The organism is Sphingobium sp. GW821-FHT02B05 (assembly GCF_059421905.1).
Map to the genome: position 1 here is coordinate 83400 of NZ_JBWKVW010000002.1, position 24182 is coordinate 107581.

Annotated in this window: 18 protein-coding genes; 13 read left to right on the top strand and 5 right to left on the bottom strand. The window is 62.2% G+C overall.

All coding sequences use genetic code 11. The features are described from left to right. The first annotated feature begins 80 nt into the window (after positions 1-80). Complete coding sequence (locus AC07UX_RS10270) at positions 81-1127, top strand: Rieske 2Fe-2S domain-containing protein (RefSeq protein WP_495191907.1); 1047 nt, start codon at positions 81-83, stop codon at positions 1125-1127. Positions 1128-1193: 66 nt separating this feature from the next. Further along, on the top strand, positions 1194-1937 hold the full coding sequence (locus AC07UX_RS10275; protein WP_495191908.1) for a MerR family transcriptional regulator: 744 nt from the start codon (positions 1194-1196) through the stop codon (positions 1935-1937). Here the strand turns inward: AC07UX_RS10275 and AC07UX_RS10280 are convergent. Continuing rightward, positions 1912-3021, bottom strand: coding sequence for an NAD(P)-dependent alcohol dehydrogenase (locus tag AC07UX_RS10280; RefSeq protein ID WP_495191909.1), 1110 nt, complete (start codon positions 3019-3021; stop codon positions 1912-1914). The genes AC07UX_RS10275 and AC07UX_RS10280 overlap by 26 nt on opposite strands. Before the next feature lie 217 nt (positions 3022-3238). On the opposite strand from AC07UX_RS10280, the gene AC07UX_RS10285 reads away from it, so the two are divergent. The 3 genes from AC07UX_RS10285 to AC07UX_RS10295 all read left to right on the top strand — a co-directional run bounded on the left by AC07UX_RS10285 (position 3239) and on the right by AC07UX_RS10295 (position 8568). Further along, complete coding sequence (locus AC07UX_RS10285) at positions 3239-4540, top strand: cytochrome P450 (RefSeq protein ID WP_495191910.1); 1302 nt, start codon at positions 3239-3241, stop codon at positions 4538-4540. Positions 4541-4627: 87 nt separating this feature from the next. Then, the gene (locus tag AC07UX_RS10290; protein WP_495191911.1) at positions 4628-6991 is read left to right on the top strand and encodes a TonB-dependent receptor; all 2364 of its coding nucleotides are present in this window, start codon (positions 4628-4630) and stop codon (positions 6989-6991) included. Positions 6992-7059: 68 nt separating this feature from the next. After that, complete coding sequence (locus tag AC07UX_RS10295) at positions 7060-8568, top strand: aldehyde dehydrogenase family protein (RefSeq protein ID WP_495191912.1); 1509 nt, start codon at positions 7060-7062, stop codon at positions 8566-8568. Between the two features lie 62 nt (positions 8569-8630). On the opposite strand, the gene AC07UX_RS10300 is transcribed toward AC07UX_RS10295, so the two are convergent. Both AC07UX_RS10300 and AC07UX_RS10305 read right to left on the bottom strand, forming a co-directional pair. Continuing rightward, positions 8631-9650 carry a tyrosine-protein phosphatase gene (locus tag AC07UX_RS10300; protein WP_495191913.1) on the bottom strand — a complete coding sequence of 340 codons (1020 nt, stop codon included), beginning with the start codon at positions 9648-9650 and terminating at the stop codon, positions 8631-8633. Between the two features lie 59 nt (positions 9651-9709). After that, entirely contained in the window at positions 9710-12280 is a 2571-nt protein-coding gene (locus AC07UX_RS10305; protein WP_495191914.1) for a TonB-dependent receptor, read from the bottom strand. Positions 12281-12530: 250 nt separating this feature from the next. Here AC07UX_RS10305 and AC07UX_RS10310 point away from each other — a divergent pair, with 250 nt between their 5' ends. After that, positions 12531-13646 (top strand): TetR/AcrR family transcriptional regulator, encoded by a 1116-nt coding sequence (locus AC07UX_RS10310; RefSeq protein WP_495191915.1) that lies wholly within the window; start codon positions 12531-12533, stop codon positions 13644-13646. 49 nt (positions 13647-13695) lie between these two features. Beyond that, positions 13696-15042, top strand: coding sequence for an MFS transporter (locus AC07UX_RS10315; protein WP_495191916.1), 1347 nt, complete (start codon positions 13696-13698; stop codon positions 15040-15042). 37 nt (positions 15043-15079) lie between these two features. Here AC07UX_RS10315 and AC07UX_RS10320 read toward each other — a convergent pair whose 3' ends face one another. Further along, positions 15080-17113, bottom strand: coding sequence for a M3 family metallopeptidase (locus AC07UX_RS10320; RefSeq protein WP_495191917.1), 2034 nt, complete (start codon positions 17111-17113; stop codon positions 15080-15082). A 271-nt stretch (positions 17114-17384) separates the two neighbouring features. Between AC07UX_RS10320 and AC07UX_RS10325 the strand changes: the two genes are divergently transcribed. The 6 genes from AC07UX_RS10325 to AC07UX_RS10350 all read left to right on the top strand — a co-directional run bounded on the left by AC07UX_RS10325 (position 17385) and on the right by AC07UX_RS10350 (position 22952). Further along, complete coding sequence (locus AC07UX_RS10325) at positions 17385-18257, top strand: UDP-2,3-diacylglucosamine diphosphatase (protein WP_495191918.1); 873 nt, start codon at positions 17385-17387, stop codon at positions 18255-18257. A 74-nt stretch (positions 18258-18331) separates the two neighbouring features. Next, positions 18332-19360 (top strand): glycosyltransferase family 4 protein, encoded by a 1029-nt coding sequence (locus AC07UX_RS10330; protein WP_495191919.1) that lies wholly within the window; start codon positions 18332-18334, stop codon positions 19358-19360. A 126-nt stretch (positions 19361-19486) separates the two neighbouring features. Beyond that, positions 19487-20170 (top strand): DUF1013 domain-containing protein, encoded by a 684-nt coding sequence (locus AC07UX_RS10335; RefSeq protein WP_495192272.1) that lies wholly within the window; start codon positions 19487-19489, stop codon positions 20168-20170. A 139-nt stretch (positions 20171-20309) separates the two neighbouring features. Further along, on the top strand, positions 20310-22016 hold the full coding sequence (locus AC07UX_RS10340; protein ID WP_495191920.1) for a long-chain-fatty-acid--CoA ligase: 1707 nt from the start codon (positions 20310-20312) through the stop codon (positions 22014-22016). A 42-nt stretch (positions 22017-22058) separates the two neighbouring features. Then, complete coding sequence (gene msrA / locus AC07UX_RS10345) at positions 22059-22592, top strand: peptide-methionine (S)-S-oxide reductase MsrA (RefSeq protein WP_495191921.1); 534 nt, start codon at positions 22059-22061, stop codon at positions 22590-22592. A gap of 96 nt (positions 22593-22688) precedes the next feature. Continuing rightward, entirely contained in the window at positions 22689-22952 is a 264-nt protein-coding gene (locus AC07UX_RS10350) for a hypothetical protein (protein WP_495191922.1), read from the top strand. A 222-nt stretch (positions 22953-23174) separates the two neighbouring features. Here the strand turns inward: AC07UX_RS10350 and AC07UX_RS10355 are convergent, their stop codons facing one another. Continuing rightward, positions 23175-24128 carry an L-threonylcarbamoyladenylate synthase gene (locus tag AC07UX_RS10355; RefSeq protein WP_495191923.1) on the bottom strand — a complete coding sequence of 318 codons (954 nt, stop codon included), beginning with the start codon at positions 24126-24128 and terminating at the stop codon, positions 23175-23177. Positions 24129-24182: the final 54 nt, after the last annotated feature.

The window sequence follows — 24182 nt, forward strand, 5'->3', positions numbered from 1 at the left end:
TGGGCCGGGGCGCGCAGCATAATTATGACGCAACATCACATGAGGCCGGCAACGCTATCGGCCAGGGTAAGGAGAGTCGGATGTTCATTTATAACGCCTGGTATGTGGCCGCTTTTGCCGCCGACATCGCACCGGGCAAGACGCTCGGCCGCAAATATCTGAACAAATCCGTCGTCCTGTTCCGCACCGAAACCGGTGAGATTGCCGCGTTGGAGGACCGTTGCAGCCACCGCGCCATGCCGCTGTCCGCCGGTCATGTGGAAGGCGAGATCATTCGCTGCTGCTATCATGGTGTGGAGTTCGACAAGCGCGGTGCCTGCACCCGCATCCCCAACCAAACCCGTATCCCGCCGGCCGCCAATGTGCGCCACTATCCGGTGGTGGAGAAGGATCATCTGATCTGGATCTGGATGGGCGAACCGGCGCTGGCAGACCCGTCGATCATCATCGACAATCCCGAACATGACGATCCCAAGTGGACCTGGCGGCCCTATAATTTTCCGGTGAAGGCCAATTGGCAACTGATCATCGACAACATCATGGACCTGACCCATGTGCCCTACATTCATGCGCGCACGATCGGCGGCAATCCCGAACAGCATTATGGGGCAGATACCAAGGTCGAGTTTGACGGGCGCAAGGTGACGCTGCTGCGCAAGATGCCCAACAGCATCCCGCCCAAATCCTATATCGACGCAGGCGGCTTCAAGGGCCGGGTCGACCGCTGGCAGGAAGTGCGCTTCAACCCTGGCATCGGCATGACCTGCCGCGTAAATGCCGGCGGCTGCGATGCCGGAACGGGCGCCTATGAAGGCAAGCGGGACAATGGCTTCATGCTGGCCAACAATCATTTCATCACTCCCGAAACCGAAACGACCAGCCATTATCTGTGGACCATCTGCACGACTGCGCCCAAGGAAAGCGGTGTGCCGGACGTGTTGTTCGACCAGTTTTTCGATACGATTACGGAGGATGAGGAAACCTTGCAGGCACAGCAGGCGCGGATCGACGACGAGCCGGAGCGTGCCTTTGTCGGTATCGCCAGCGACGGCGCCGTCAACCAGGCCCGCCGCGTGCTGAGCGCGATGCTGGAGGCCGAACAGGGGGCCGTCATCGCCGCGGAATGACGTTCCTTGCGTATATACGTAACATAGCGGCTTGCTCCGCCCGGTTCGCCATGCTGTAGCGACGCGATGAAGATGCGCGAACTGGAAGAGCGGACCGGGGTCCATCGCGAGACGATCCGTGTCTATCTGCGCGAAGGGGTCATTCCCGAACCGGTCCGGCCGCGCAAGACGGTTGCCGACTATGGCGAAGAGCATGTTCAGGCGATCCTGGCGGTGCGGCGGTTGCAGCGTGAAAACCGGCTTACATTGGGCCAGATCAAGGCGATCATCGGCGGCGAGGGCACGGAAGGCCGGGTGGAGGCCAGCGCGTTCGACCAATTGGAACAGCTGGTAGCGCATCGTGCCGGTGTGGACGGACCGCCCGTGACGATCGCGTCGCTGCTGGATCGCTATCCCCATGCCGCGGAGGACGCCCGGACGCTTGCGAAAATCGGCATCCTGTCCATCATCGACACCGATCAAGGGGAGGCGTTGAGCATCACCTGTGCGCAACTGGTGCGTATCTGGGGCGACATGCGCAAGGTCGGCTTCGACCGGCGGTTGGACTATACGCCGGAGATATTGGGTTTTTACACCGATGCTGCCGACTTTGTCGGACGTTGGGAAGCAACGACCTTCATGGAGCGGGTCGAAGGGCATATCGACGTCGATGAGGCTGCGACCATGGTGGGGCATGCGCTGCCGCTGATGCTCGATTTCTTCGGACTGATGCGCCAACGGGCATTTTTTCGCCATGTCGAGGCGATCCGCGCCGGCAAGGAGACGGACCGCCCGGCAGGCGCCATCAGGCCATCGTCAACACGGCCTTGACGCATCGACCCTCATGCTGGTCGGCAACGGCCTGATTGATGTCCTCCAGCCGATAGCGGGTCATCAGCTTTTCGAACGGGAACAGGCCCTTCGCATGGAGGGCGATCAATTCCGGCAGGAAATTTTGCGGATCGGCATTGCCCTCCGTCACGCCACAGATGCTGATGCCCAGTGACAGCATGTGCAGGATATTGACGCTGACCGCGGCGTTCAGCGCCTTGGGTACGCCGACCATGGCAAGCCGCCCAAGCGGGCCGAGTGCACGCAGGCCTGCGTCGATCGCGGGGCCGGCACCCGACGTATCCAGCACATAATTGACGCCCTGCGGCCGGATCGCGCGCAACTGTTCCGCCGTGTCGCCAGCCGTCACATCGATCACATGGGTGGCGCCCAGTTCCACCGCCATCGCGCGGCGGCTTTCCAGCGGGTCAGCGACGATGATCGCACCGGCGCCGGAGGCCTTGGCCGCCATGACGGCGCTTAAGCCCACCGGCCCGCCGCCTGTGACGAGAATGGCTTCGCCGGCCTGTAGTTTGAGCGCCTTCATGACCGCGCCTGCACCGGTCATGATGCCGCAGCCCAATGGTCCCAGCAATTCCAGCGGAGCATCGGCCGGCACCTTCACCACGTTGCGTGCGGCCACGACGGCATGGCGCGCGAAAGAGGATTGGCCGAAAAAATGACTGCCGACCTGCGCCGTGCCATCATGCAGGCAGGTCGAACCGTCGGTGCGGCATCCCCCGAAATTGAGGCTGGCAAAATCGACGCAATAGGCAGGCTGGCCATCCAGGCATTGCCGACATTGGCGACAGGCGGCAAAGCCCATGACTACATGGTCGCCCGGTGCAACTGACGTCACGTCCGCGCCGACCGCCTCCACGATGCCGGCCCCTTCATGGCCCAGCACAACGGGCAAAGGTGTCGGCAACAACTGATCGCGCACGACGATGTCGGTGTGACACAGGCCCGTCGCCACCACCCGTACCAATATCTCGTCCGGGCGGATGTCGCCGAGCGTCAGTTGTTCGATGGTGAATTCTCCGCCTGCCGTCCGGGCGACCGCTGCCAGCACTTCCATAATCATCCTCTCATTCAAATTGGGCCTTTGTATTCAAAAGCCGGGATCATGCCGCCCATTTCCTTCTCGCACACCGCGCAAAAGCGTCGCTTGGCACGACTATATCATGAAATGGTCGGACCGCTTTTTACGATTGACGATCGGCCTTGTCCATAGTTACGTAATAAGCATACGCAATACGCAAATGCCTCAAGGGCAGCGTGGCAGGAGAGGGTAGTTTTTCATGGCGACTTCGCTGGTTGCAGATGCGCGTCCGATCATCCCCGACGACATTGCGCGGATCGTGGTCGCGCCCAGAAGCTACACGGACGACGCAGCTATCTATGGCGCGTTCAAATGGTTGCGGGCGCATATGCCGCTGGGGATCGCGCAGGTGCCGGGCTATGATCCGCTCTGGATCGTTACCCGACATGCCGACATCAGGGAAGTGGAACGCAACGCAAAGCTGTTCCACAATGCCGATCATAATCCGGTGCTGAACGATCAGGCGTCCGATGCTTTCACGAAAGAGATTACCGGGGGGACGACGCGGCTCTTGTCGTCGCTGACCTATATGGACCCGCCCGAACATGCATCCTATCGCACGCTGACCTCCAACTGGTTCCTGCCGGGCAAGATCGGCAAGCTGGAAGACCAGATCAGGGCGCTGGCGCGCCAGTCGGTCGATAATCTGCTCAGCTTCGATGGCGAATGCGATTTCGTCCGCGATTTCGCGCTCCACTATCCGCTGCGCGTCATCATGACGCTGTTCGGAGTGCCGCCCGAAGACGAACCCAAGATGCTGAAGCTGACGCAGGAATTTTTCGGCGTCCATGATCCGGAGGAGCAGCGGCCGGAAATGGTGGCCGACCCGGTGGTAGCCGCAAAACAATGGGCCGCTTCGATCGAGGATTTCTATACCTATTTCGACAGGCTGAGCGCGCAACGGCGGGAACAGCCGACCGATGATCTGCTGTCGCTGATCGCCAATTCGCGCATCAATGGCGCACCCATCCCGCGTGACGAAGCCAATGGCTATTATGTCGCGATCGCCACGGCGGGGCATGACACGACGTCATCGTCCACGGCTGGCGGCCTGCATGGCATGATGGTCTATCCGGAAAACTGGGCGAAGGTGAAGGCCGATCCGTCCCTGATCCCCGGACTGGTGGACGAAGCGATCCGCTGGACCAGCCCGGTCAAGCATTTCATGCGCAACGCCACCGCCGACACGCAAGTGCGCGGCATGGACATCCGCGCGATGGAGCGGCTGATGATCTGCTACCCGTCGGGCAACCGCGACGAGGCGGTGTTCGCGGACCCGGATCGGTTCGACATCACGCGATCCCCCAATCCGCACATCGCCTTCGGCTTTGGCCCGCATATGTGTCTGGGCCAGCATCTGGCCAAGCTGGAGATGCGCATCCTGTTCGAGGAATTGCTGCCGCATCTGGCATCGGTGGAGCTGGCCGGGCCGCCGCGCCTTGTGGAGACGAACTTTGTCGGCGGCTACAAGGCGCTGCCGATCCGGTTCAAAAAAGTCTGATTTCTAAAGGCCGGGACACCGCCCAGGCGGGACCGGCGCAATGGCCCAAGGGTGGAACATCCGGGCGACAATGGGAGGAGTCTGAAAATGCACAGGAACATGGCTTTGCTGGCCGCCAGCGTGTCGGCAATGGCGCTGCACGCACCGGCGTTCGCGCAGATGGAGGGTGCTGCGCAGTCGCAGTCCGCAGGCTTGGGCGACATCATTGTCACCGCGCAGAAGCGTGAGCAGGCGATCAACGACGTGCCGCTCTCCATCACGGCGGCGTCGGGCGAAAAACTGGCCAATCAGGGCATCACCAACGTGGCTGACCTGGTCAAGATCGTGCCGGGCTTCAACTATACCGAAAGCGCCTTTGCGACGCCGGTTTACACGCTGCGCGGCATCGGCTTCTACGACACCAGCCTGGCGGCCAAGCCCACGGTCAGCATCTATCAGGATCAGGTGCCGATCCCCTTCTCCATCATCACGCGCGGCGCGACGCTGGACCTGGAGCGGGTCGAGGTGCTGAAGGGGCCGCAAGGCACCTTGTTCGGGTCCAATGCGACCGGCGGCGCGATCAACTATATCGCCGCCAAGCCGACATCGACGTTCAAGGCCGGGCTGGATGCGGGGGTGGACAGTTTCGGGCAAGTCACGGCCGGTGGGTTCATCAGCGGACCGATCAGCGATACGCTGTCCGCGCGTGTGGCGGTGCGGACCGAACAGGGCGGCGCCTGGCAACGCAGCTATACCCGCGACGAGAAGCTGGGCGACCGCAATTTTACGACGGGTCGCATCCTGGTGGATTTCGAGCCATCCGATGGCGTGCGCTTTTCGCTCAACCTCAATGGCTTTATCGACAAGAGCGACGGACAGGCGGCGCAGTTGATCGGTGTGGTGCCGCTGGGCAATCCGGTGCGACTGGGACCGCTCGCCACCTACCCGATCGCGCCACGCAACAATCGCGACGCCGACTGGACGCCGGAGCAGAAGCCGGGGCGCGACGACTGGTTCTACCAGGCATCCTTTCGAGGTGACATAGACCTGACCGACGACCTGACGCTGACGTCCATCAGCAGCTATTCGCGCTATCATAACGATCAGGACATCGATCCCGATGGCGTGGCGTTGCGCGACTATTTCTACAATACCACCGGCAAGATCACGGCGTTGTCGCAGGAATTGCGGTTGCAGGGGCGAACGGGTGGCCTGACCTATATTTTAGGTGCCAATTACGCGCGCGAAAAAACCTACCAGCAGGATGATGCCGGTCCCTACGACCAGTCGACATCGGCCTATAATTTCGTTGACGCAGGCCTTGGCATCCCCTTTTTCGTCTATAGCCAATATGCGCGGCAGAAATTCGTGAACAAGGCCGTGTTCGCCAACCTGGATTATGACATTGGCGATCATCTGACACTGCATGGTGGCGTGCGCTATACGAAGACCAACATCGACTTCGCGGGCTGCACCGCTGATCGCGGCTTTGCCTTGGGGCAGGGTATCCAAAATCTGGTGAACTTCATCCGCGGCGGCGCGGGGCTGGCGCCCATCGCCATTCCCGATGGCGCCTGCGTGACGATCGACGGTTCGACTCTGACCGTCGGCGAAGTGGAACGTAGATTGGACGAGGATAATGTCTCCTGGCGCGCGGGTATCGATTATAAGCCGAGCAAGGATGTGCTGCTCTATGCTTCGGTCAGCAAGGGCTACAAGTCGGGCAGTTTTCCGCTGCTGTCAGCCAGCGACGCCAACCAGTTTAATCCTGTCACGCAGGAATCGGTGACCGCCTATGAGGTCGGGGCTAAGTTGACCCTGCTGGACAATACAGCCCAGATCAACGGCGCGCTCTTCTATTATGACTATAGCGACAAGCAGTTGAAGGGCCGCGTCATCGCCAATCCCGACGTGTTCGGCCCGCTCGAAGCGCTGGTAAATGTGCCCAAGTCGCGGGTGCAGGGTGCCGAAATGCAGCTCGACCTGGCGCCTGCGGACGGCCTGCGCGTCAGCATCGGCGCGACTTATCTCGATACCAGGATCAAGGGCAGTTTCGTCAATTATGACAGCTATGGCAGCCAGCTGGACTTTGGCGGATCGGCCTTTCCCTATACGCCAAAATTCCAGATCGTGACCGACGCCCAATATGACTGGGCATTGAGCGACGATTTGGAAGCGTTCATCGGCGCCAATCTCAACTTCCAAAGCGATACCAAGGCGGTGCTGGGCAATGCCCGCGCTACGCCATCGCCGGCGCTTACGGCGCAAGGTGGCCTCACGATCGAGGATTATACGCTGATCGACCTGCGCGCAGGCCTGTCCTTCGATGACAAGCGCTACAAGGTCAGCGCCTTCGTGCGGAACGTCGGGAATAGCTATTACTGGTCCAACGCCACCCGCATCACCGACACGACCGTTCGCTTCGCCGGGCGTCCGCGGACCTTCGGCGTCACCTTGTCGGCGCGCTTCTGAACCACCTCCCCTGGGCCGCGTCCGAAACGGCGGACGCGGCTCCTTCTTGCCTTCCGGAGAAACTCCTCATGACTGCACTCTCCTCCAATGCTGCCGGGCTGCATGGCGAACCAGGGCATGAGGTCCGCTTGCCGACCACGCGCATGCTTATCGGCGGCGGCTGGGAAGAAGCGCCGGATGGGCGGCGCATCGATGTGGAAGATCCGGCAACGGGCAAGATTTTCGCGAGCGTGCCCGCCGGCACGGCAACAGATGTCGATCGCGCGGTACGGCAGGCCCGCGCAGCCTTTGAATCCGCGGCCTGGGCGCGGATGCGGCCGCTCGATCGCGGCAAGATCATCGAGGCGATCGCCCGCAAGATCGAGGATCATGCCCAGGACCTGGCGCTGCTGGAAAGCTATGACAATGGCAAGGCGGTGCATCATGCTCTGGCGGTGGACGTGCCCGCGGCCGTCGATATCTTTCGCTACATGGCGGGCTGGTGCTCGAAAATCCATGGGCAAGTGAACCCGATTTCGGGTGATGGCCGCCAATATCACAGCTATTCGGTGCGTGAGCCTATCGGTGTCGTTGGCCAGATCGTGCCGTGGAACTACCCGTTGGCGATGGCCGCGTGGAAGATCGCTTCGGCGCTGGCGGCGGGGTGCACTATCGTTCTGAAACCATCCGAAGTCACGCCGCTGACGGCGCTGCGCCTTGCCGAACTGGCGCTGGAGGCGGGCCTACCGGAAGGCGTACTCAACATCGTCACCGGCTATGGCCATGAAGCCGGGCAGGCGTTGGTCGAACATCCCGGTATCGACAAGATTGCCTTCACCGGATCGACCCGTGTGGGCAAGCAGATCGTGCAAACGGCGTCGAAGGATCTGAAGCGCGTCACGCTGGAACTGGGGGGCAAGTCGCCATCGCTGATTTTCGCTGATGCCGATCTCGACAAGGCGGCGATCGGCGCGGCGCTCGCCATTTTCTTCAATTCTGGCCAGGTCTGTCTTGCCGCCTCGCGCCTTTATGTCGAGCGATCCGTGTTCGACAAGGTGGTCGATGCCGTCGCGCAGGTCGCCCGGACGTTCCGGCTTGGCCATGGCCGCGATCCCGACACGATGCTGGGGCCGCTTGTGTCGAAGGTACAGCAAGGGCGGGTGCTCGACTTTATCGCGCAGGGCCGGGCGAGCGGCGCGGACCTTGTCACCGGCGGTGGGACAGGCGGTAGCGACGGCTATTTCGTCGAGCCAACCATCTTCGCCAATCCCGACGCCAACGCCAGCATCGTGCGAGAGGAGATTTTCGGCCCGGTGCTGGTGGCGACGCCCTTCGACGATGTCGATCAGGTCGTGAACGCGGCGAACGATACGCGCTATGGTCTGGCCGCCAATATCTGGACCCGCGACCTGTCTCGTGCCCACCTGACCGCGCGTCGGCTTCAGGCCGGGACGGTTTGGATCAACACGCATGGGATGAACGATCCTTCGGCCCCCTTTGGCGGCGTCAAGGAATCGGGCTGGGGCCGCGAGGTCGGCGAGGAAGGCGTTCTCCACTATACGGAGACAAAGACCGTTACGGCGCTTCTGGCCGACTAGCGCATTTTCTAAACAGGTGGGAAGCCTGTGAAGACCGCCTTGGTCTTCACAGGCGCGATCCATCATTCGAGCATGGTCGCCCGCAACGTGGCGATATCGGCATCGGTCAATCCCAGCGCCTTTTTCATATAGCCTTCCGACCCGCCATATTCGGTGTCGATATAGGTGAAGAACTGCGCCAGATGCGATGCGCCGGTCGGCGTATAGAGCGGTTCGGCGACGGCGCGCTTCTTTTCATCGGCGCTGAAATAATATTTCAGGATCGGGTTGTTGGGATAATCGGCCGGATTGACCTTGGGCATTTCATATTGGGGCCGACGCAGGGCCGTCGATTTATGATAGTCTTGCAGGATCGTGTCCCGGTCCACACCCAGCACATCATAGAGGATAGCCGTCGCCATGCCGGTGCGGTCTTGGCCTGCCGAGCAATGATAGACGACTGCGCCCTCATTGGCTTCGATCCGGCGGTAAAGCGCGCGGAATTGCGGGACCAGCAACTTTTCCATGCCCTTATAGACATTCTCGCCATTGCCTTTGCCATAATTGGCCATCAGCGGTGCGATCTTGTAATCATTGGCAATGAACAGGGCCCCGGTCCGATCGTCGATCTGGTCGGGCGCGACGTCGCGTTCCTCCAGCGATCGCAGGTCCACGACCGATCCGATGCCGAGTTGCCCGACCAGCGCATAGTCGGCTTGCGTAAAGAGCGGCATGGCGCCGGAGCGGAACGCCTTGCCCCAGCGAACTTTATGGCCATCCTTGGTCACATAGCCACCGATGTCGCGGAAATTGCTGCCCTGCTCGATCGGAAGCACACGCTCGGCCACGGTCGTGACGTGGCCCTTCTTGTCTTTCATCAGGACATAGCGACGTTCGCTGGCCGGAATGGCGAGGGTGATTTTACCATCCTTGCCGGCGGCCTTGATCGTGGCGGCATCGATCTTGCGGTCGCTGGCGTCGACCCTGTCGTCCTGGCTGATCCAGATGCCGATCGGGTCGATCTCGCCCCGGTCCAGCGCAACGATATTGCCGTCGATGCGGGTCAGCGTCGCCATTTCCCGCGCGACGGCCGGCGAAGCCATCGACAGGCTTCCAAGAACCACTGTGGTTATAAAGGGGGTGCGCATTATCCTGTCTCCTGTCAGAAGCTGAAGCGAACGCCGAACAGGTAGCGCGACCCGATCTGCTCGACCTCGGTCGGTGTGGCGGGCGTGCCCTGATAGGCGATATATTTTTCGTTGGTGAGGTTGGCGAGGTCGGCGAACAGGGTGAGATTCTCGTTCAGCGCATAGCGCAGCGACACATCGACATTTTCATAGCCCTGGCGATATTCGCCGCTGCCCAGCCCGCCCAGCGTGTCCAGCCAGTGCGAACGCCACTGATAGCTGACGCGCGCGGATATGCCGTATTTTTCGTAGAAGAGCGATGCGTTGGTGATCGTCTTCGACATGCCCTGGAACGCAATGCCCTTTTCGGTCGGGGTGTCGAAGCTGCCGTCGAGCAGGGTGACATTGCCCTGGAAGCCCAGCCCATCCAGCGCACCGGGCAGGAAGTCGAACTGCTTGAGCAGATTGAATTCGACGCCGTAAAGCTTGCCGCTTTCGCCATTATAGGTGCCGCTCAGCAGATAGCTGGACCGGTCGACGCCGCCGAAATTGTAAAAGTCGCTGCCAACCGTGGCCTGGTTCTGGTACAGGACGTTATCGACCCAGCGATGGAAGCCGGCGATCGAAATCATGCCGTTGCCGGGCAGATAATATTCGATGCTGGCATCCGCGCCCCAGGTATATTCGGGACGCAAAGCCGGATTCCCGCCGCCTATGGTGCCGGGGCTGTTGGTGTCGTTGATGGATGCGCCGACGCGGATAGCGCCATAGGCCGGCCGCGAAATGCTACGCTGACCGGCCAGACGCAGGACCAGATTGTCGGTCGCGGCATATTTCAGGTTCAGGCTTGGGAAGAAATCGACCTTGCTGTCGTCATAGGTCAGTGGCGTGGCGACGCCGCCCGCCACCACGGTGCCCTTGTTGTTCATGCTGTACCGTTCGACACGCACGCCGCCCACCGCGGTCAGCGCGCCGCTTTCGACCTTGCCCATGACATAGCCTGCCAGCGTCTTTTCGCGCTGGGCGTAGCGATCACTTGCGGGGGTATCGAGCGCGGGGTTATAGAGGCCCGCTGCCTCCATCCGGGCCAGCAGGCTGTCGATGTCGCGTCGCATGGCGACATTGTCGATATAGTTGAACGTCACGCCCAGCGGGAAGCCGGTGTCCCATGCCTTGTTCGTGACATAGCTGTTGATGTTGAACGGCTGACCCACGCTGGCGCCCAGTGCGCCGATGTAGGCGAGATTTGCGGTGGAGAAGAGGGTGCCGTCGATCGTGCGATCGGCATAGAGGCCGCCGGCCGAAAGGGTAATGTCACCCATTTCCTTGGCGATGTCGAACTTGGCCGTGTAGCTGTCCGAAACCGTTTTCTGCCGCGCGGCGATGACATAGGCGCCGCTGTTTGACAGGCTGGCCTGATTGAAGGCGCCACTGATGGTCACGATCGGAAAATTGGGATCGCTATTGTCATAACTGAGCGACAGATTGTTGGCGCCGCTGGTCGATGCCTGCACCAATGGCAGGTAGCTGGTATTTTCGGTGCGGGTATAGTTGAACTTGAAGGATGCGGTCAGGCCGTCATCCGTTTCATAATCGCCGCCTACGGTGCCGATGTAATTGCGGTTGCGATATTCGCCGAAGTTGAAGCTGCCGCGCAGCGGCACGCCGGTCAGAGTGCCGCTATCCTGCGTGCGGGTGCCGCCGGTTGCGCGATCCAGGCGGAATTCATACTGGTTGCGCTGCTCATTGTCGTTGAATTCGCTGAAGATCGCCTTGGCGTAGATACGCTGGCCATCTTCCGGACTATATTCCACGCCGCCGAACAAGCCGTTGTTCCAGCGTTCGATCTTATATTGGCGCACATCGAATTCGGTCGGGCCGTTGGCGTCATAGGCGCCGACCTCGCGATTGTCGGTCAGCTGCTTGCGGCGATAGTGCGAACCGCCCAGCACGACCCCGAAATTGTCGTTGGACCAGGACAGGCGCAGCGACCCCTGCCGCTGTTCGCCACCGCCCAGGTCCATCATGCCGTAGCCAGCGTCGCCCGAAACGTGCAACCCCTTGCGATCCATCGGCGAATAGGTGCGCAGGTCGATTGTCGCGACCACGGCATCGGCCTGAAGATCGCTGGTCAGAGATTTGTTGATGACCATCTGCGAAAGCAGCACGGCGGGAATAGCGTCGAAACGGAATGCGCGGGTGTCGCCGCCTTCGTCCACGCCCACCATCGGGATGCCGTCGATGCTGACGCTGGTCCAGCGATTGGGAGCGCCGCGAACCTGGATATAACGTTCCTGGCCCTGGTCTCGCTGCACCGCGACCGCCGGAAGGCGCGACAGGGCAGCGGCGGCATTCTGGTCCGGAAAGCGGCCGACCGAGTCCGATGCGGCAATGTCGGTCAGGTTGAGCGCGTCGCGTTTCAGGCCGATCGATTCCTGCTGGGCGGACAGGATGGCGCCAGTGACGACAATCTCGCCCATATCCTCTTCGGCGGCGGCCGGAGCGGCCGTCGCAATGGGCTGATCGGCGGCAATGGCAGGTTGGACGAGAGCGATCGCGCCGCACAGGGCAGTGGTGCGCAGCAACGTGGCTATGGGCATGGTCATGATGGTGTCCCCCGGTTGGTTCGCTGGCCAACTAGAACGGATGTATGTAACTTCTATGACGGCTGTTCAGCAATTTGGAGCGGCTGTAGCCGTGGCAAATTTCCTCGCTCAGGCGGTCGGCTATTGCTATATTTCCTGCCAGTCACTGATGCGACATACGCGGAAACCCATGCCTGAAACTGACAAAAAAACATCTTATATCAGACTGATAGAGGCAGTTTTTGGTCTTTGGGAGGATGGCGGTGGAGAGATGGCGTCTGCGCGTCAGATTTCCACGACGGCGTCCGTTCCGGTATCTTCCATCTATCATCATTTCGGTTCTCTGGAACGATTGTTCGTAACCGCGCAAGAGGAGGCGCAGGGTCATGCGCGCCTTTGGTGTGAGGATCGAATCGCGCAGTTGGATGGCCTGTCTGGCGACCCGTCCGCTTTTCCCGCCTTCTTCGCCGCCACCGTGGACGATTGGGTACGGGGACAAAGGTCGCTCGCTTTCGCCTGGCGGGAAGGGCAGTTGCTCCGGACTCAAAGCGATGCGGCGGCGCAGGTCCGGGTCGGCTGGCGCAGATTGTGGGCGGGCTTCTGGCAGCAGGCATGCGTCCATTTCGGGCTGGCGCCGCACGCTCGCCTGGTCGAACGCTTTTTCGACAATGAAGCCTTTACGCACATGATCGACTGGCGCCGCGCCGTCGATCGCGCCGGGTTGGACGAATATGCGCGCGGAATAGGGGCCTGGCTGACCGGAGCGGTGATACCGTCCGCACCCTGGCGCGACTTTGCCCGGCAGCAGGCATTGTCCACTGCGCCCGATGTGCCCGAACGGGATGGCACGACCGCCCATATTGCGGAGGCGGCCGCTGCGCTGATCGAGGAAGCCGGCCCGTCCGCCGTCACCCATCGGGCCGTGGCTGAACGGGCCGGGCTGACGCTGGGCGTGGTGTCGCACAAAAGGCGGACCAAGGCCGAACTGCTACAGGCCGGATTCGAAGCGGTCTATGTGGGCGCCCTGGATCGCTTGCAGGCCCGGACGGCGTCCATCGCCCCGGCAGATCCGGTGGCGGCGCTGGACGGTCTGGCTGACTTCATGGCCGGATCGCTTGGCGGGCGTGGCGTCGATGCGTTGCATCTTGCCGTTGCGCGCGATCCGGCCCTGCGTCCCTTCGGTCTGCAATTGCGGTATCTGCGCGGCACCACATCGCGTCACCTGCTCATGATGTTGCGCCCTGAACGGCCTGAACCCACGCACCTGGAAGCGGCGCTGCTGTCCGGATTCCTGTCCGCGTTGGGCCGGCGCCATGTCGACAGCGCCATGGACGAAGCGCGAGCTGAAATCCGCGAGGAGATGGAGGCTCTGGCGGCGCTGCTATAGGCCGACCTATGGTCACGGCCCTGTCACGCTCGGCTCGTAACGGCGCATTATGTCGATCCGCCTCATCTTGCCCGACCGGTGCACCGACCTTTCGTCCGGCGTGCGTATCGGGCGGCTGAGTCTGGCGGCCTTCTCGCTGCCGGTCCTGTTGTTCCAGGCGATCGAAATGACCTGGCGTACCTATATGCCGCGCTTCCTGCACCAGGATGTCGGCATCGCCTTTGCCGCAATTGCTGCCCTGATATTCGGGGCACGGCTGCTGGATGCGATGGCGGATCTGATCCTTGGGTGGCTGAGCGATACGGTCGATACCCCCGTTGGCCGTCGCAAGCCATGGATGGCAGCGGGCGCTTTGCTGGTCGCCATCGGTGCGCCCTGCCTGTTCATGGCGCCCGACGGCGCGTCGATGACGGTGGTGGTGGGGGCCAGCCTGTTGCTCCATATCGGCTATTCCCTCATCATCACGCCCCATGGCGGCTGGGGCCTGGAGCTGTCGGATGACAGCCATCAGCGCACCCGGATCATGGGAGCAAAAGTGTGGTTCGGGTTGCTAGGATCGCTTGGCTTGCTTGGCCTGCTGGCGGTCTTGGAGCGAGCCTTCGCCTTCCCGCTGCGCATGGAAATGGGCCTGCTGGGCGTGGCCATCGCCCTATTGGCGCCCCTGACGGTCCTTGTCCCGATTATGCTCTTTCCTGAACCCGTCCGGCCGGTGCGCGCAGCCGTCAACAATCCGTTGCACCTTGTCATCACGGTCCTGGGCAAACCGGCGATCCGCCCAATTCTGCTACTCTACGTCGTCACAGGGGTCGCCGACGCGGCAGCCGCAAGCAGTTTCCTGTTCCTGACGGAAGACGTGATGGCGCTGCATCAATGGGGTGCAGCACTCATGTTGATCCAGCCGGTCGCCGCGATGCTGGCGCTGCCCTTCTGGGGTCGATTGAGCGCATGGATGGATCGCCGTCACATATTGATGCTTTCCTATGGCTGGCAGGCCGCTTGTGCCGCTGCGCTGATGCTGGTCCCGTCAGGGTCGGTGGGTGTGCTGGTGGCCATATTGGCAATCAAAGGGCTGGGCTGGGGTGTCGACTATATGATGTTGCGCGCCATGGTGGCCGATGTGGCGGGTGAAGACGCCGACACGGCGCCGCTGGCCGCCAGCTTTTACGGCATCAGCAGCGTTTCGGTGAAGCTGGCCATGGGGCTGGGCGGCGGCGGTGCGTTGTGGTTCGTCGGCTGGGCAGGTCAGGATATGCGGGAGGTCGCTATTCGCCTCGTGCATTGCCTGCCCACGATGATTGGCGCCGCTGCGGCGATCATCATCCTGCGCCACAAGGGGCAGTGGCCCATGCGAAGGCGATCGCTCTTGCCAGCGGGCCGGGAGGCTTGGGAAGCCTGAGCGATGGTCCCGTATCGCTCGCTGGCGACAGGGCATTTCAGGCGGCGACCAGGCCCTTGCTTCGCAGCAGCGCGTCAATTTCCGGCGCCCGCCCGGCATAGGCGTTGAAATTCTCGGCCGCCGTTCTGCTGGCGCCGGCCGCCAAAATCTCGCGCCTGAAATCGGCGCCACGACCATCGTCACCCTGCGCGAACAATTCGAACGCATCGGCCGACAGCAGTTCGGCCCACAAATAGCTGTAATAGCCCGCCGCATAGCCGCCCGCGAAAATATGGCTGAATGCGTGCGCAAACCGGTTCCACACCGGCGGCTGCGTGACGGCAACGCTGCTGCGCACGGCCGCCAGCGTCTCATTCACCCGTGCGCCATTGGCGGCGTCATAGTCGCGATGCAGCAACAGGTCGAACGTCGCAAATTCGACCTGACGCAAAAGCGCCAGCCCCGCCTGGAACTGGCGCGCCGCCAGCAGGCGATCGAATATTTCGGCCGGCAGGGCTTCGCCTGTATCGACATGGCCGGACAGGCCGATCAGCGTCCCCTTGTCCCAGGCGAAATTTTCCATGAACTGACTGGGCAATTCGACCGCGTCCCATTCCACGCCCGAAATGCCACCGATGGACGGCAGGTCGATCTCGCTCAATATATGATGCAGGACATGGCCAAATTCATGAAACAGCGTGACTACGTCATTATGGGTCAGCAATGACGGTCGACCGCCTGCGGGCGGTGCGAAATTGGTGGTGAGAAACGCGACCGGCAGATGGAATCGGTTGCCGTCGCGGAAGCGCGATCGACACACATCCATCCACGCGCCGCCCCGCTTGCCCGCGCGTGCGAACAGGTCGAGATAGACGCCGGCCAGAATCGTGCCATCGGCATCGACAAGGTCGTAATAAAGGGCGTCGGGGTGCCAGACCGACACATCGTCCCGCCGGGCGAGCCGCACGCCAAACAAGCGTTCGATCAACGCTTCGGTGCCAGCCAGCACGCGGGGCAGCGGGAAATAGGGCTTCATCGCCTCCTGATCGACACCATGCAATATGCGGCGCATGGCTTCCGCCACATAGGGCATGTCCCAGACTTCCAGCGTATCCAGGCCCAGATGGTCGCGCGCGAATGTACGGGCCTCGTCCAGTTCCCGTTCGGCCATCGGGCGCGCCCGACCGGCAAGATCGTCGAGGAAGGACAGGGCTTCCTGCGCATCCTGCGCCATCTTGGTTTCCAGCGATCGCGCCGCTGCATCCTTAAAGCCCAGGATCGCCGCGGCCTCGTGCCGCAAAGCCATGATTCGCTCGATCCGCTCGCTATTGTCGAAGCTCTGATCGTCCGCAATCTCGGAGGCGCGGGTCGCATTGGCGCGGTACACCCGCGCTCGCAACGCCCGGTCCTCTGCATGCAGCATGATCGCCTGCACGCTGGGCTGGCGCAGGGTGACGAGCCAGCCGGAAAGCCCCTTTGCCTGCGCATAGGCGGCAAGTATGGCCTTGTCGCTGTCGGGCACGCCCGCCAACGCGCTTTCATCCACAATATGCTCGCTCCAGGCCTCCGTAGCATCCAGCACGGCGTTGGAAAATTTGATCGACAGGTCGCTCAATTCCACGCCGATATCGAGGAAGCGCTGCTTGGCCGCGCCCTCCAGGGCGACGCCAGCCAGCCGGAAGCCCTGCAACGCCAATTCGACCGCGCGTCTCTTGTCGGGGGACAGGATCGGGAAATCCTTGCGGGCGGCCACCTTTTCGATCGTCGCATAATGATCGCGATTCTGCCCGGCTTCCATCAGATAGGCGGCCATCAGGGACTGGCCCTGCGCGTGGGCCTCTCGCAATTCGGGCGTGTCGGCGACGGATGCCAGATGCCCGACCGGCGCCCATGTCCGCGACAGATCGAAATCCGCCCGCTCCGAAGCGAGGACGACGGTATCGAAATCGTCGCTGGCCTGGTGCGTCGCATGTCTGATGGCGGCGCGGTGCGCAGCGATCGCCTGTTCCATGGCGGGGACGATATGATCGGGTCGGATCGCCGCGAAATCGGGAAGGAAGCTGTCGGCGAGGAGGGGATTGGCGTCGGTCATCTTTACTCGCGGATGGGTAGAGTTGCATCGCCCATGTCGGTAGGGTCGGCGGATGCGTCAAGGGCAGGGACTTATTGTCCTCAAAACCTTATTTGGCAAATTGCTACGGTTGTTCGCCGCCGGGTGATTGGGTGCAAAGCTTGCCGTCAGGTCCCCCGTCCATCAGGCGACACGGCTGAAAACGTCGCATTTCCGTCATATTCCGTGCGGAGTTGTAACATTGCGACGCTAAAGATTCGTTCCCGAAGATATTGGTCTTTGGGGATCTATCATGAACGCCATCACCCGCCTGCCATTTTTGAGCGATATGGAAGAAGGCGTCGACGACCGCTTCCATATCCCGGAGCGGGAAGGCAAGCGACGCCGCTATCGTACGATCTGGATTTCGGACATCCATCTGGGCACCCGTGGCTGTAATGCGGCGATGCTCATCGATTTCCTGGATAATGTGGATAGCGACACCATCTATCTGGTCGGCGACATCATCGACGGCTGGCGGTTGAAGAAGCGCTTCTACTGGCCGGCCAGCCATAATGACGTGGTATGGCGCCTGATGAAGCGGGCCAAGCGCGGCACGCGGGTCGTCTATATTCCCGGCAATCATGACGAAATGTTCCGCCAGTTCACTGGCATGAGCTTTGGCGGCGTGGAAATTCGGCGCAAGGCGATCCACCAGACGGCCGATGGACGAAAATTGCTGGTCCTGCATGGCGACGAATTCGACACGATCATGCTGGCGCATCGCTGGCTCGCCTTCGTGGGCGACGCCGCCTACACGACGTTGATGCGCCTCAACGTAGTGGTCAATGCCGTTCGCCAGCGCATGGGCCTGCCCTACTGGTCGCTCAGCAAAATGGCCAAGCACAAGGTCAAGAACGCCGTATCCTTCATCTCCCGCTTCGAGGAAGTCGTGGCGCATGAAGCCGGTGCGCGGGGCGTCGATGGCGTGGTCTGCGGCCATATCCACAATGCGGAGATGCGCGAGATCGAAGGCATCGAATATTATAATGATGGCGATTGGGTTGAAGGATGCACCGCTCTGGTCGAGCATGGCGACGGCCGGATGGAGGTGCTGCATTGGGCCGACGAGATCGCCAGGCGTGAGCGGGAAGAACAGGATGCGCGGGAACGGATGGCGGCCTGATCACGGATATCGGGCTTGAAGCCGCGCCCGTTCGCCCGAAACGAACTGAAGTCAGCGCAAGAGGAAGCGACCCAATGCGCATAGCGATCGTTACAGATGCCTGGAGCCCGCAGGTCAACGGCGTGGTGCGGACGTTGCAGACGATCCGGACCGAACTGGAGCGGATGGGCCATGTGGTCGAGGTGATCTCGCCCGATCTTTACGGTTCCATTCCCTGCCCGACCTATCCCGAAATCCGGCTTGCGCTCGTGCGCGCGACCGTGGTGGGGCAGGCGATCGCCGCGTTCCAGCCCGATGCCGTGCATCTGGCGACGGAAGGGCCGCTATGCCTTGCGGCGCGGCGCTGGTGCCTGCGCAGTCGCGTGCCCTTCACCACCGCCTATCATACCCATTTCCCCGATTATGTGGCGCAGCGCACGGGCCTGCCGGCCGCCTGGTTCTGGCGCTATATCCGCTGGTTCCACGGGCCGGCACAGGCGGTGCTGGTATCGACCCGGTCGGTGCGCGAACAGTTGCGCGCCCATGGCGTGCCCAATGTCCGACCTTGGGGGCGGGGGGTGGACCTGAGCGCCTTCACGCCTGACGCGCCGCCGCTGGCGCTCTTTGCCGATCTGCCGCGACCGATCCAGCTCTATGTCGGCCGGGTCGCGGTGGAAAAGAATTTGGAGGCGTTCCTGGCCAGCGATCATCCCGGCACCAAGGTGGTGGTGGGCACCGGTCCGGCGCGTGCGGCGCTGGAGCGCGCCTATCCGCAGGCGAAGTTCCTGGGCGCCATGTTCGGCGCAGACCTGGCCGGCGCCTATGCCGGAGCGGACGTGTTCGTCTTCCCCAGCCGCACCGACACGTTCGGGCTGGTGATGATCGAGGCGCTGGCCTGCGGTACGCCCGTCGCTGCTTATCCGGTCACGGGTCCTGTCGATATCCTGACGCCCGAAACGGGCGCCTTGTCCGAAGATCTGGGCACCGCGATCGCGCAGGCGCTCAATTGCGATAGGGCCGTCTGCGCGGCCTATGGCGGCAGCTTCAGTTGGGAACGCAGCGCGCAGGAGTTCCTGTCGGGCCTGCATGCCATCGACCCCGACGTCATGGAAAGCGCGGCCTGACGCTTTTCTTGGCGGAATTTCTTGCCGGATGCGGCGGGATGTTCTATCCCTGATCCGTCGTGGCCGCCCTGATTGGGCGGCCCTTATCGTTTTTACGTGCGGAGAAGTCCCGTGTCCCAGCCTCTCATGCCCCACGCGACCGCCAGTTGGCTGGTCGATAACAGCGCTCTGAGCTTTGACCAGATTGCTGAGTTTTGCGGGCTTCACATTCTGGAAGTGCAGGCGATCGCCGACGACACCGCCAGCATCAAATATACCGGCCGCGATCCGGTGCGCGCCCATGAAATCACCATGGATGAAATCCATAAGGGCGAAAGCAACCCGGACTATAAGCTCAAGATGCTCAAAGGTCCGGAGCCTGTGCGCCGTACCAAAGGGCCGCGTTATACCCCGGTCAGCAAGCGTCAGGACAAGCCGGACGGCATCGCCTGGATCTTGCGCAACCATCCGGAAATTTCGGACGGCGCGATCGGCAAGCTGATCGGCACCACGCGCACCACCATCGCTGCGATCCGCGACCGCACGCACTGGAACATCAGCAATATCACGCCCAAGGACCCCGTGACGCTGGGCCTGTGTTCGCAGCGCGAACTGGATGGGCTGGTAGCCAAGGCCGCCAAGAAGCTGGGTATCGAGGCGCCGACCGATTCGCGCCTGGATGGCGATCGTGAGGCACTGATCGAGGAACTGCGCCGCGAGCGGCAGGAGACCGTGCGCCGCGCAGAAGAGGCTTTGAAGAGCGAGGCTGAATTTATTTCCGGCGCAGCGACCATCCTCGACCCGTTCAGCAGCAACAAGGGCGAGGTTTGATGCCGTAGCGTCAGCGCCCGCCTGTTGCAGGTTGGCCATGGCGCAGCAAGTTTCAAGGGTCGCGCGGGGCAACCTGCGCGGCCCTTTTTGCTGTGGTTGACGCTTGCGTAAAGCGATTGGGGCCCATAGACTTCATGCCATGGAGAGCATAGAAAAAATCTGGAGAGAGCGGTACCAGCACCCTACGGTCTGGGACCAGACATTCGCCCCGATGTCGATGGGAGAGATGGTCGAGACAAGCGCCTTGGCGCATCCCGACGCACCGATGATCGATTTCATGGGCCGGCATTTCAGCTATGGCGCGATGCTGGAACAGATACGCCACATAGCCTGCGGCTTGCAGCAGATGGGCGTGCGCAAGGGCGACCGGGTCGGCCTCTATCTGCCCAACACCCCCCATTATGTCGCGGCCTATTATGGTGCTTTGATGGCCGGCGCCATCGTCGTCAACTTCTCCCCCCTCTACACCGCCGCCGAACTGGAGCATCAGGTCGAAGATAGCGGGACGAAGATCCTGTTCACCCTGTCGGCCAAGGCGCTGCTGCCGACCGCGCTGGAGGTGCTGGACCATAGCACGCTCGAAACGCTGGTGGTCGGATCGGTCGCAGAGATGCTCTCGCCGGTCAAGTCGCTGCTTTTCCGCTGGTTCAAGGCCAGCGAAAGCACGCCGCTGCCGGATGATCCGCGCATCATTCGCTACGATCGGCTGATCGCCAATGCGGGCGCCTGTACCGTGCCGGCCATCGATCCGGTCAATGACGTCGCGCTGTTGCAATATACCGGCGGCACCACCGGCACGCCCAAGGGCGCAATGCTCACGCACCAGAATCTGACCGCCAATGCACGGCAGGCGCAATCCATCGATCCGCATGCGAACGAGCCGGACCGGATCATCGCGGTGCTGCCCTTCTTTCATGTCTTCGCCAATACCTGCACGCTCAATCGCACCGTGCTGAACGGCGGCGAGATGGTTATGCTGCCGCGTTTCGATGCGGCGCAGGTGCTGGCGGCGGTGCAGCGGGTCAAGGCGACCTCGCTGCCGGGCGTGCCGACGATGTTCCAGGCGCTGCTGGACCATCCCGCCATCCGCAACATCGACTTTTCCTCCCTGCGCGCCTGCATTTCCGGCGGTGCTCCGCTGGCGCTGGAACTGCGGCAGAAGTTCGAGGCCGCGACCGGCGCCAAGCTGATCGAAGGCTATGGCCTGACCGAAACCAGCCCGATCGTCTGCACCAATCCCTATGAGGGGTTGAACAAGACCGGCACGGTGGGCCAGCCGGTGCCGGGCACGCGGGTCAAGGTGGTGGACCGCGAAGACCCGACCCGTCCCCCGGCCGATGGCGAGCCGGGCGAGCTGCTTTTCGCCGGGCCGCAGGTGATGAAGGGCTATTGGAACCGTCCCGATGCCGATGCCGAAGTCTTCATCGGCGAATTTGTCCGTACCGGTGACGTCGGCCTGGTGGACGAGGACGGCTATGTGAAGATCGTCGATCGGCTGAAGGACATGATCGCGGTCGGCGGGTTCAAGGTCTTCCCCAGCCAGGTGGAATCGGTCCTCTACCACCATCCGGCGGTCAAGGAGGCGCTGGTGATCGGCGTGCCCGACCATTATCGCGGCGAGCAGCCAAAGGCGTTCGTCACGCTCAACGAGGGCGCGGAGATGGACGGCCCGGCCCTCAAGGCATGGCTCAACCCGCAACTGGGCAAGCATGAACGGGTGTGCGAGGTGGAAGTGCGGCTGAACCTGCCCAAGACTCTGGTCGGCAAGCTGTCGCGCAAGGAACTGGTGGCCGAAGAACGGGCAAAGGCGGACGCCGCTCGTGCGGAGGCTGGAACCGCCGCCTGATCGTCCCTATCTGTGCAGCCAAACAGGAATAGGGAATCGATCATGGCGCAGGAAATCGCAACGCTGGCCGGGGGCTGCTTCTGGTGCACGGAGGCCGTCTATCAGAACCTCAAGGGCGTCGAGAGCGTCGAAAGCGGTTATATCGGCGGAACGGCGTCCAACCCGACCTATGAGCAGGTCTGTTCGGGCGCGACCGGCCATGCCGAGGCGATCCGCATCAGCTATGACCCTACGGTCATCAGCTATGCCGACCTGCTGGACATCTTCTTCGCCACGCATAATCCCACGACCCTGAACCGGCAGGGCAACGATGTCGGCACGCAATATCGTTCCGCCATCTTCCCCCATTCGGCTGAACAGGAAAGCGAAGCCCGCGCCGGTATCGAACGTGCGCAGGCGGATCAGAGCGATCCGATCGTGACCGCGATCGAACCGGACGCGCCCTGGTATCCGGCGGAGGATTATCATCAGAAATATTGGGATCGGGTCGGTGACCAGAACCCCTATTGCATGGCCGTAATCCCGCCCAAGCTGGCAAAGCTGCGCAAGGGCTTTGCTGCACGCATCGAGGGCTGATCTTCCACGGTCGATCGCGTGTCGCAGCGTCCTTTATGGGCGGTTCATCCGTCCTGTGCTAAAGGGACGCGCGAACGTGCAAGTCGGGGATGGAAGATGAAGACGAAATTATTGCTCGCAATGCCGCTGTTGGTGTTGGCGCTGCCTGGTTGCGTACGGACGGTCGCCAGCGTGGTCACCGCGCCGGTACGGGCAGGGTCGCAGGTGGTTGACTGGACCACGACCAGCCAAGACGAAGCCGACCGCAATTACGGACGCAAGATGCGCAAGCAGGAAGCGCGCGAGGGCAAGGCCGCCAAGAAAGCCGACAAGGAGCGGCGCGATCAGTGCCGCAGGGCCGGCTACGATAATTGCGGGTGACTCATAGCCGGATGCTATGAGCTTTGCTGATAGGAATTGTTCCCCGGCCTGCGCCGGGGAACATAAAGGCGTGTATGGACGTCAATGCTTGTTGGTTACAGCCCAACCATTCAAAATCAGACCCTTTGTCCCTGATCCTGTCCGAGAGTCGCTCTTTTCTTCAATGTTGGAAAGATGAACGTCGCTTCGACAGGCTCACCTGAACGGGAAAGAGTGGGGTTTTTAAGCCGCCGCGCGCCGTAGTCGATCGTTGATGGCCATGCCGATGCCCTCCGAAGGGATGGGCGCCACCGCGATCCGGCTGGAAGCGGCGGAGTCTGCGATGTGCAGCGCCGCGAAAAGCTGCGACGCCGCCTCGCGAAGGTCCGCCTCCTGGCTCAGGTTGATGTGGCATGGCATCAGGCCAAAGCCGATCAGATATTCGTCCTTTTCCGCCCGCAGCGCGTTCAGCCGCACCGGCTTGGATGGGGCATAATGGCTTTCCAACTGGCCGGGCGCTTCGATCCTCGTGTCGCTGCCGATCACCACCGGCAGGCCGGTCGCCTCTTCAAGCATAGCCGCCGTCACCGGGCCGGGGCGCAGCAGGCGAATGCGGTCGACTTCCGGCGCGGCGATGGTGGATTCCAGCCCCTCGCTGGTCGGCCCTTCGTCCAGGATCATGCGAATCTTGCCGTCCAGGCTGGCCAATACATGGTCGGCGCGGGTGGGGCTGATCGACCCGCTACGATTGGCGGACGGGGCGGCCAGCGGACAGCCGCTCTCGCGGATCAGCGCGCGCATCGCCGGGTGAGCGGGCAGGCGCAGCGCCACGGTCGGCAGGCCGGCCGTCACCAGCGGCGACAGGCCGCTATCGGCCCGTACCGGCAGCACCAGCGTCAACGGCCCCGGCCAGAAACGATCGGCGAGCAAGGCTGCCGATGGCGAGACGTCAGCCAGTCGTTCCGCCATCGCCCTGTCGGCGACATGGACGATCAACGGATTGAAGCTGGGCCGTCCCTTGGCGCTGTAGATGGCAGCGACGGCATTGCTGTCGGTGGCGTCGGCGGCCAGGCCATAGACGGTCTCGGTCGGCACGGCCACCGGTTCGCCAGCCCGGATCAACAACGCGGCCTCCCGCAGGGCCTCACTGCCATAGCGGACGGACTTGGTGGAAAAGACTGGATGAGCGATGGTCACAACCCCCGCGATATAGATCGCGATTCGATCGATTAAAAGGCCATTGCGTCAGCG